9 protein-coding genes, 4 pseudogenes and 1 other annotated feature are annotated in these 8,493 nt (G+C 55.6%); of the genes and pseudogenes, 5 read left to right on the forward strand and 8 right to left on the reverse strand.

The genetic code is table 11. From position 1 onward, the window contains the following. Positions 1–200, forward strand: a pseudogene (locus tag GOX01_RS12920) (hypothetical protein); the annotation flags it as partial. Then, positions 197–511, forward strand: coding sequence for an aromatic-ring hydroxylase C-terminal domain-containing protein (locus GOX01_RS11765; RefSeq protein ID WP_081107025.1), 315 nt, complete (start codon positions 197–199; stop codon positions 509–511). The pseudogene GOX01_RS12920 and the gene GOX01_RS11765, both read left to right, overlap by 4 nt. A 110-nt stretch (positions 512–621) precedes the next feature. Here GOX01_RS11765 and GOX01_RS11770 read toward each other — a convergent pair whose 3' ends face one another. From GOX01_RS11770 to scpB, 5 genes are all read right to left on the reverse strand, one after another. Continuing rightward, positions 622–1,545: a replication protein RepA gene (locus GOX01_RS11770; protein ID WP_081107026.1), complete on the reverse strand. Its 924-nt coding sequence runs from the start codon at positions 1,543–1,545 to the stop codon at positions 622–624. 553 nt (positions 1,546–2,098) lie between these two features. Beyond that, positions 2,099–2,857, reverse strand: coding sequence for a segregation and condensation protein A (locus GOX01_RS11775; protein ID WP_062268893.1), 759 nt, complete (start codon positions 2,855–2,857; stop codon positions 2,099–2,101). Beyond that, positions 2,850–3,635, reverse strand: a complete 786-nt coding sequence (locus GOX01_RS11780) for a hypothetical protein (protein ID WP_062268891.1) — start codon at positions 3,633–3,635, stop codon at positions 2,850–2,852. Before GOX01_RS11780 ends, GOX01_RS11775 begins: the two co-directional genes overlap by 8 nt. A 3-nt stretch (positions 3,636–3,638) precedes the next feature. Then, complete coding sequence (locus GOX01_RS11785) at positions 3,639–4,637, reverse strand: site-specific integrase (RefSeq protein WP_062268888.1); 999 nt, start codon at positions 4,635–4,637, stop codon at positions 3,639–3,641. A 151-nt stretch (positions 4,638–4,788) separates the two neighbouring features. Continuing rightward, positions 4,789–5,313, reverse strand: coding sequence for an SMC-Scp complex subunit ScpB (gene scpB, locus GOX01_RS11790; protein ID WP_228119343.1), 525 nt, complete (start codon positions 5,311–5,313; stop codon positions 4,789–4,791). A 137-nt stretch (positions 5,314–5,450) separates the two neighbouring features. Here scpB and GOX01_RS11795 point away from each other — a divergent pair, with 137 nt between their 5' ends. The 3 genes from GOX01_RS11795 to vapC all read left to right on the forward strand — a co-directional run bounded on the left by GOX01_RS11795 (position 5,451) and on the right by vapC (position 6,736). Beyond that, the gene (locus GOX01_RS11795) at positions 5,451–5,912 is read left to right on the forward strand and encodes a hypothetical protein (RefSeq protein WP_062268884.1); all 462 of its coding nucleotides are present in this window, start codon (positions 5,451–5,453) and stop codon (positions 5,910–5,912) included. A 195-nt stretch (positions 5,913–6,107) separates the two neighbouring features. Next, positions 6,108–6,332 carry a type II toxin-antitoxin system VapB family antitoxin gene (gene vapB / locus GOX01_RS11800; protein WP_062268901.1) on the forward strand — a complete coding sequence of 75 codons (225 nt, stop codon included), beginning with the start codon at positions 6,108–6,110 and terminating at the stop codon, positions 6,330–6,332. Next, on the forward strand, positions 6,332–6,736 hold the full coding sequence (gene vapC / locus GOX01_RS11805; protein ID WP_081107024.1) for a type II toxin-antitoxin system tRNA(fMet)-specific endonuclease VapC: 405 nt from the start codon (positions 6,332–6,334) through the stop codon (positions 6,734–6,736). The genes vapB and vapC overlap by 1 nt, the downstream gene beginning before the upstream one ends. A 47-nt stretch (positions 6,737–6,783) precedes the next feature. On the opposite strand, the pseudogene GOX01_RS11810 reads toward vapC, so the two are convergent. From GOX01_RS11810 to GOX01_RS13240, 3 pseudogenes are all read right to left on the reverse strand, one after another. Next, positions 6,784–6,902: pseudogene (locus GOX01_RS11810) on the reverse strand (IS3 family transposase); the annotation flags it as partial. Positions 6,903–6,966: 64 nt separating this feature from the next. Then, a pseudogene (locus GOX01_RS13235) lies at positions 6,967–7,580 on the reverse strand (IS3 family transposase); the annotation flags it as partial. Continuing rightward, positions 7,183–7,299 (reverse strand) — a sequence feature (AL1L pseudoknot). It overlaps the preceding pseudogene by 117 nt. Positions 7,581–7,797: 217 nt before the next feature. Beyond that, positions 7,798–8,457: pseudogene (locus tag GOX01_RS13240) on the reverse strand (IS5 family transposase); the annotation flags it as partial. Positions 8,458–8,493 lie beyond the last annotated feature (36 nt).

The raw sequence follows: 8,493 nt of genomic DNA on the forward strand, positions 1-8,493 counted from the left end.
CCTATATCTTCGACCAGCCCGACATGATCAGGATGGTCGAGTTCGATGGCGGAGCCTGCTATCGGGGTCAGCCGATCACACGCGATCACATTCAGGCAGTCCTGCAGCGCGTCTCAGGCACTCATGTCGAGGTTACGATGCTCGACCTCGCGACCACCTGGACCGACCGGGCCTTAATCTCGGTCTCGGGGACGCCATGAATCTTGGCTGGAAGCTGGCTTTGACCATACGTGATGATGCTGACCCCGGACTTATGGATAGTTATCAACGTGATAGATGGCCGGTTGCCGATCTGCTTGATCGCAGTAGGAGTGATTCTCTGCGAAAACTTGCTGATTGCTATCAGGATCAGCTTTCGTACATCGGGTGCAATACGAAGGAGTGTTTGGGGCTTTATGCCCTACTCATTCGCCTTGATGGCTTTATTGCTTGGGCAAGTGATAACTCTTCAGATGGTTCTGAGGCGATACACGCTTTATCCAAATGGCTTGTTGTTTCCCCCAAACAGTAACACTAGGTCTCTTCTGTATTTTCTGGAATGGGTTTACAATGAATATTTAATTCATTGTAAAGAGTAAGTTTTATATACAAATCATTTATTTCCGCATTGAGATATATACTTTAACGGCCTAATATACGCCGTTCTGGTACTGGAGGAGGGGAGGGATATAGTATCAACCCCTTTTCCATATCAACATCTACGTGTGCTTCTGGATAAACAGAGAGAGCTAGTCTTAATGGGGCCGTAATATCACGTTTAAAGTCACGCATACGCGTATATTCCGGTCCAAACTGCCCTTTGAAAGCATGCCAGGAGATAGATACTGGTTCTTTAAGTATATGCAGCCTATAAGCCAACCAAATATATGTATCGATCGCTTTTGATTTACCGGATATTTGGCGGATCGCTACCTCCCGAAGTGGAAGAGGATGATCAATCAGGCTCTCGTAAAAACTTTCGTCTAAACGAACAACTTCTCTCCAGAACGAAGGTTGATTTTCATCTTCCTGAATTGGGAAGATTGCGTCTCGTACAAATGCTCCATTACTAACCATCTTCGCGCCATTTTGGACGCGAAAAAATGTCAGTCTGCACTGGCTTATTCTTTTTGCTTGGTCTCTTACAGAATTATAAGTTTTCCCACCAACAGTAATTCCCATCACTTTAAGCCAAGCATTCATGGAAGATCCAAGTTCGACTTCACGTGATTGTGTTTTTACTGCTTGAGTTTGTAAATAGAGGAGAATCATACGAGCCATTGAGCCGTATGGAATACCGACGGGAGTCTTGTCGTCGTTTAAGCCGCTTTCAATAAGAAGCTTGATTCCTCCGCCTTCACGTTCCCACACGGTCTCTTCAGTTTTTTTATGAGGCAGAGCTGCCATCGCAAAGCCAGAATGAGTGATGCCAATCTGTAAAGCTTCATCACTTAATACTTCATGAGCAGCATCGACACACACACGGCTCAGTTGTCCATCGAGAGACGCCTGTCGCCGAGCTTCATGGAGTCCATGTCGTTCAAGAAGGTTGTGTATTTCACCCATGAACGTGACTTTCCATGGCTGGTGATAGGGTGTCAATTTGGACTTCGCTCGCGGCGATTTTTCCACAGAATTCTCTTGGACCCTACTCGCGGTGGTTTGGACTCTGCTCGCATGCTCTAGGAAGATTATTAGATATATCTATTAGATATGTGCGACCAGAGTCCAAGGGATAACCGCTATTATAGCGAGAAAAGCCCAAGAAATGAGCGAGAAGATCCCAAGGGATAACTGTTTTAAATTCAAATCGCTGTGGATTACGGCTCTCAGCAATGCGCGAGGAAAGTCCAAGAGGGCGCGAGAAGAGTCCAAAAGGTGTGAAAGAGGATGGCGAGGGAGATAGAGCGAGAAGAGTCCAAACAACTGAGTGGCACAATAAGTTGGCGGCGCGCCGGTGCAAAAAAACTTCCCATCGTACCTTTTGAATAGAGAACCCAACATATTGATTCTAATACCCATTTCTACATGTAGGATAAAATCAGTCATAATTTCAGTAAGATATCGAAGATATTTCTGAATCTTCTGAGCGCGATAATCAGCTTGCCGGGATAGCTGGTTAGGGATGACCAACTACAAATGTTCCTGGCGGAAGCAACTGTCTAAGATACAATTCTCCTCGTTTTTCAAGCTCCAAAACTGCCGATAGATGAGCAGCCCACGCGGCCTTGCGGTGGGTAAGGCTTTGAGGGCCTCTTCCGGGAGAAAGACTCATCACGCCCTCGATGAGGTCCCACGTGCACTCTGGCTGTTGCCGAAGCTTTTGCTGCCACCACGCGACGGCATCCTGAACAGAAAGACGGGGCGGAGATGAGGGCCGGAAAATACGCTCTTCAGGCACCAGCCAAGCCCGCCGACGGTAAACAGCCAGAAGCGCGTCAAGCAGATCCCGGGTGAGGATCAAAGAGGCTGTCTCAGCGACAGAAGGCGATGGGATCACGCTCCCGCGCCCGAAGACGCTTTCTCCCAGCACTGGGCGAGTTTCAAACAGATCTACGGCTTTCAGGAGTGTGTCTTTCCGGATCAGAGCTCGTTGGATGTGCTCGGCGGCTGAGAGCGCGGCGCAGTGGTCGGCCGTTTCGCTGCGGAGCAGCAGGGCAGAGCGCATCTGCACAAGCGTCGCGGCCAGCACCAGCTCGTCTGCCGTTTCTTCGAGAGGACGGTCTCTCAAGCCGTCCTCCACACAGGCTAAAAACCGGTCGATCAGCTCTGTTAGCGGAAGCGTCCGAAGATCTACGGCATGACGGCGGACGGCCTGTAGCAGCGCGTCCAGAGAACCCTTCCAGGCTCCAATCTCCAGAAACGGTGCCTCAGACATCGTAAAGCGGGCGGATGGAAAAGCTGAGGTCGGGCCATCGGGTCGCAATGGCCTGGAGGGCGGCCCAGGGCGTCCAGTCGGCGGACCAGAACGAGACGCTCCAGCAGAGTGTGTTCTCTTTCGGAGGCCCCTCCATGACTTCGACCTGCTGCAGCGGTCGCGAGGTTCCCCAGTGTTTCCACAGCCAGGCCTGTGTTGTGGGGGAGGCCGGACCCAAGGCGAGAAGACCCAGAGGCATGGGGCAGAGGGTATTGAGGTCAAACGGAACGGAGCCCGATCCGGCCTCACTGGCGAGACGTCCCCTCTGGCTCTGGACAATCTGGTCGATCAAAGCGGTCGTCCGGGCGTCCTGGGCAGGAAGGATCCCGCCCAGATCTTCGGGATCGCTGACATCCGGCCCCCAGGACAGACGGCCAGTGCCAGCCGCTTCCGCTTGGAACTGACCCAGCACGGCCTCTGGCCCGGTGACGGTTAGGACATGCGCCAGCCAGTCCGGCTGGGGACTGAAAAGGGGCGGAGCGGGAAGGGTCTCCGGTTCTGCAAGCCCTGACCCCGAGATTGGAAACGTCGTGCCGCTCGCCGGTGGCCTGGGGGCACGGCGGGGAAGCGTCGGACGGGTAGGAAGACGAAAGCCGGTCTCCGGGTCCTCATCGTCGGTCGAGATCGTTTCACTGTAGCCGTGCGCCACTGGTCGTGCTTCCAGCTCCAGCCGATAGGTCTCCAGGCGTGCGACCATCGCATCAATGTCGGCGATGATCTCAGCCGTAGTCTGTGGCACCGGTTACAGATCCAGAAGATGGGCGGGAGAGTCCAGGTCCAGGCGGGCGCGACGGACATAGCGGCGCATGCTGCGCAGATCCCGGTGGCGAGTATGCGCCATGATCTGCTCATCACGGGCATTGGCCCGGAAGGCCTCGGTGACAAAGCCGGCGCGTAGCCCATGCGGGCTGAGGCGTTCCCCGGAGGGAACCTTGAGTCCCGCTATCTTGGCCCGACGCCGCAGGATCTGCCGGACCGCATCCGGATGCAGCGCATCGCGTCCGACCTGTTCCCAGCGGTTGATCGACCGGAAGAGAGGACCGTCCGTAATCTCGGCTTTCTTCAGCCAGCGCTCCAGAGTCAGAACCGGGCAGGTTTCGCGATGCTTGCCGCGGGGAAGAAACACCTCTTCGCCGCGCTGTTCGGGGTCAGTCTTGCTGCGGGCGATATGAAGCTTCAATCCGGTGCCGACGATCCGGACGGTCTCCATTGTGAGGGCGACCAGCTCCGAACGTCGTAGTGCGCCGGCAAAGCCGATCAGCAGAAGGGCCCGGTCGCGCAGATCCGCCAGCGTGTCGACGGTTCTGCCCTGTGCGGGGGCGACGAGCCTGCGGAGCTCCTGTGAGGTCAGGGCGGCAGCCTGTTTCTGGGGCGTGCCATACAGACGCCCTGCTGCGCGCAGGGTGGTGCGGATGGCGGCGTGGCCAGAACTCCACTCCAGCCCCCGCATGCGATGCTGATAGCCGATGGCCGCCAGTCGACGGTTGAGGGCCGAGCGGCTGAAGTGCGGGGCCAGACTGTGCAGCCAGGCCGCGACGACAGGAGGGGCGGCCGGAAGTGCGGGAGTGTCGTGTTCGTCGCACCAGTGACAGAAGGCCTGCCAGTCATGGGCATAGGCCCGCAGGGTTTCGGGCGCATAGGCTGCCGCTCGGGCACTGTCCTTTGCCGCGTCCAGAGCACTCTGCAAGGCGGGGGAGGGTGCTTCGGAAAGACGCTCTGCAGGCTCTGTCGGGACTGTCATGCCGGTGATCTTCCCTCTGAAACACTCAATAAGTCTGCCGCGAGACAGCAATTAAGGCAACCCTGATCTAACACGCGGTAAGAGAACATTACCACGTGTTAGATAAACGATAAGTTGTCCAAAAAATCCTGCAGAAAGAGCCCATAACGGCCTATAGCGGGCCTCTCAAACCTTCGAGGAGCGGGTCCAGTTCGGTGAGAGACTTCAGGCCATAGGTGATAAGGAAGGTTTCGGTCGTGGCCCAGAGTTGAGGCTGGCCCGGCACCGGCTTACGACCGACGCTGCGAATGAGGCCTTTTTCCTGCAATAGCGTCAGGGTCTTTTGAGGCAGGGCCGCATCTCGAAAGCTTTCGATCTCGGGCCGGGTGACCGGCTGACGCGCAGCAATCAGCAGCAACACCTCGAGCACGGCGCGGGGCAGGCGTTCGGGGGGCCTCTCCAGTACACTTCTCAGGGCCTCTGCGAGATCGGGAGCGGTGCGGAACATCCACCCGTCTCCGACCGCGACGAGTTCAAACCCCAGCCCCTTGGTACGCCTCGCCACCTCGCTCAGGATCTGGGCGATCTCCACGTCCTCTCCCAAGACACGTACCAGTGTCGTCCGGGACACAGGACCGCTGCTCTGGAAGAAAAGGGCTTCGGTCAGACGGACGGGATCGGGGGAGGGAGACGTCATGGTCAAGAGCATAAGGCCGCTTCGGTGTCGTCGGCCAGAGTTCGGAACGCACTGTCAGTGGAGTTGATCCGCGACCTCGGGGATCAGGACCTGCAGGAGGTCTCTATCGAACTATGATTGTGTGATAGGACACGGGAATGCCGATCCGACCGGAACTAAAAGCGCTTTACCCTCCCAACTGGCCTGAACTGAGCCGGCAGGTGCGGTTCGAGCGGGCAGGGGGTGTCTGTCAGCGCTGCGGCCGGCCGCATGGATATCATCTTCAGGTCCTGCCGGGTGGTCGATGGAAGCATCCGGAAACAGGACACTGGTTCAATGGCCGGGGCAGGCGGGTGGCCCCTCCCGACCTGATTGAGCATCTGCAGATGCGACAGACGAAAGTGGTACTGGCAGCGGCTCATCTGAATCACGACCCCACCAGCAACCGGTGGCGCAATCTGCGTGCGCTCTGTCAGCGCTGCCATCTGCTGCACGACCGGATGTATCACCTGGCGCAACGCCGTCTGACGTTGCGACGGCGTCTGGCCCTCGGGGATCTGTTCGAAGGGCCCTATCGGATTGGAATGAATCTTAAGGAGTATGAAACATACTATGGTTAATCTTCTTCGGGAGAAGAGGGGCAGGTCTGATCTCGACGGAAAAAGATAAAAAGCCGTCGTATATTTTGATGTTCGTTATGGACGTTGGTTTCAGGGGTAGGGACGGAAAATAGTCGAATTTAAAGCTGAACGAATTTTGTTGGTATCAGATCAATTTATGGATATACGTTCAGTATATCCCATATGGAGGATGCCATGCTTACCCGCACAACTCTCTTTCTTTCCAACCGTTCTCAGGCTGTACGGCTTCCCAAGGCTGTTGCCTTTGACCTTAGTCTGAAGGACGTCGTGATCATTCCCGATGGCGTACGACGCATTATTGCGCCCGCGCATGCCGCATGGGATGATTTTTTTTCGTCCTCCGGCACTGAGTTACCTGAACGCAATCAACCTGCAATGCAGGAACGCGAAAGCTTTTGATGCTACGTTATCTGCTCGATACAAATTTTTGTATCCGCGTCTTGCGTGACCGTCCAAAGGGCTTACGCGAGCGTTTCAACGATAACGCCGAGGCCCTCTGTATTTCAGATGTTGTGCTTTACGAACTCCTCTATGGGGCGGAAAAATCTCAAAATCCGGCAAAAATCCGACGTGAGGTAGAGCATTTTGCTGCGCGTTTGTCTGTTTTGCCATTTGACGATGATGCGGCAGCACATACAGCAGAAATTAGGGCTGATCTGGAAGCCCATGGATGTGTTATCGGACCATACGACTTAATGATTGCGGGGCATGCCCGGAGCAAAGGACTGGTCGTTATAACCGGAAATATACGGGAATTTACTCGGGTAAATGGATTACGTTCTGAAGATTGGACGCCGGATTGACGGGAGAAAGTCGCCGCCATGGCCTCGATGGCCTGGCGCTTCCACTAGGCAATCATCGTCTGATGCACACCATACTTCGACGCCAATTCGGAAATCGTCTGCTCGCCTCCAATGCAACACGCGCCTTGAACTCGGCCGAATACCTCTTCCATGTAAGCTTGCTCATAAACCTGTCCTTTCTCAGGACGGTCTATAGCTTACGCCTCTGTCCGAAAACGGAGACCACCTTTCTGCAGACCGAGATCACGCATGAGCCTGGCCACAGTGCAGCGAGCGGCCGTGATGTTCTCGCGAAGAAGCTGACGCCAGACCTTGCGCACGCCATAGACACCGAAATGCTCCGAGAAAACCCGCAGAATTTCCGGCTTCAACTCGGCATCACGCTGTTCTCGAACCGATCTTCGGCCTGGCTCGCGTCGTTTGCGCAACCGCTCATAGTAGGCTGACAGGGCGATCTGCAGCATCTTGCAGATCGGCTCGACCCCGTATGCCGCGCGGTGCTCATCGACAAATGCTGTCATTTCCGAAAGGGGCGGTCGAGCTCCGCCTGGGCGAAATACGCCGATGCCTTGCGCAGGATCTCGTTAGCCTGCCGCAACTCGCGGTTCTCGCGTTCCAGCGCCTTGAGCCGATCCGCAGTCTCAGACGGAACGCCGGCCCGCTTACCAGTCTCAACCTCTGCCTTCTTGACCCATTCGTTCAGCGTATGCGCCGAACAACCAATCTTGCCAGCAATCGATACCATAGCCGTCCAACGCGACGGATGTTCGCCCTCATGCTCCAGAACCAGTCGAACCGCGCGGGCACGAACCTCAGGGGAAAACTTCTTCACAGAATTGCTCATCAGACCTTCTTCTCAGGTGAATAGGTCTCCGCCAATCCCGGCGCGGTTCAGTTCCTCTTTCTGGAACGGATCAGTGCCACAGCATAGCAATCCAGAGCAGGAAGCCTTCTCTCTGCTCAAAACGCAGATCGGATGCCATCGCAGAAACCATCAATCAGTACGCCAAAACTCGAAAAATACGAGCCAACCTTACCAAATAAGGGTTCTTCGAACCTTCCAGGCGTCGGTGTCTGTAAGCCCATTTGGGACAGGCGACTTCTGGACCATTTTTCCTTGGCGGAATGACAGGACGAGATCCCCGGTCCCAGAGATATTCATGGAATTTATGCGAAGCATATCCGCGATCACAGACGACATAGGTCGGTGGGTGTGGCAGGTCGTCGAGCAGGGCATAAGCGGATGGCAGTTCATGTGCCTGTCCGGGCGACAGTGTGAAGGACAATGCCCAGCCATGCCCAGCCATGTCCATCCGTGGCTACGCAGACCTTGGTGCCAAAGCCTCCACGTGAGCGGCCAAGCGCCTCACGATCTCTGCGGCGTTCATTGTATCCCCTTTTTTGGCGGCCCCGGCCGCCTTGTGATGGGCACGGATCGTCGTCCCATCGAGAAAGACTATGTCCAATTCCAGGTCCGCGCCTCTTACCTTTTCAAAGAGGTGCTGCCACACATCAAGCTTCGACCATCGAATGAACAACTGTGCCGCAATCCACCAGGGACCAAACTCAGATGGCAGGGCGCGCCATTTCGCGCCGTTCTGATGACGCCAGAAAATCGCGGAGATCGTCCGTCGAAGATTTTTCGGTGGGGTCTTGCCCTTCGGACGGACCTTCTCGATTAAAGGCTCCCAGACGGACCAGGCAGCATCATAAACAGCTATGCAGCCCGTTTTGTCATTCAAGGCCTAACAGGCCCT

Origin of the sequence: Gluconobacter oxydans (genome assembly GCF_006539685.1) — a bacterium.
GTDB classification, from domain to species: Bacteria; Pseudomonadota; Alphaproteobacteria; order Acetobacterales; family Acetobacteraceae; genus Gluconobacter; species Gluconobacter oxydans.

Bases quoted from the DNA above. Each gene is read 5' to 3' on its own strand.
- GOX01_RS11785 (WP_062268888.1), bottom strand. From the start codon at position 4,637: ATGACAGTCCCGACAGAGCCTGCAGAGCGTCTTTCCGAAGCACCCTCC.
- scpB (WP_228119343.1), bottom strand. From the start codon at position 5,313: ATGACGTCTCCCTCCCCCGATCCCGTCCGTCTGACCGAAGCCCTTTTC.
- GOX01_RS11770 (WP_081107026.1), bottom strand. From the start codon at position 1,545: ATGGGTGAAATACACAACCTTCTTGAACGACATGGACTCCATGAAGCT.
- vapB (WP_062268901.1), top strand. From the start codon at position 6,108: ATGCTTACCCGCACAACTCTCTTTCTTTCCAACCGTTCTCAGGCTGTA.
- vapC (WP_081107024.1), top strand. From the start codon at position 6,332: ATGCTACGTTATCTGCTCGATACAAATTTTTGTATCCGCGTCTTGCGT.
- GOX01_RS11765 (WP_081107025.1), top strand. From the start codon at position 197: ATGAATCTTGGCTGGAAGCTGGCTTTGACCATACGTGATGATGCTGAC.
- GOX01_RS11775 (WP_062268893.1), bottom strand. From the start codon at position 2,857: ATGTCTGAGGCACCGTTTCTGGAGATTGGAGCCTGGAAGGGTTCTCTG.
- GOX01_RS11795 (WP_062268884.1), top strand. From the start codon at position 5,451: ATGCCGATCCGACCGGAACTAAAAGCGCTTTACCCTCCCAACTGGCCT.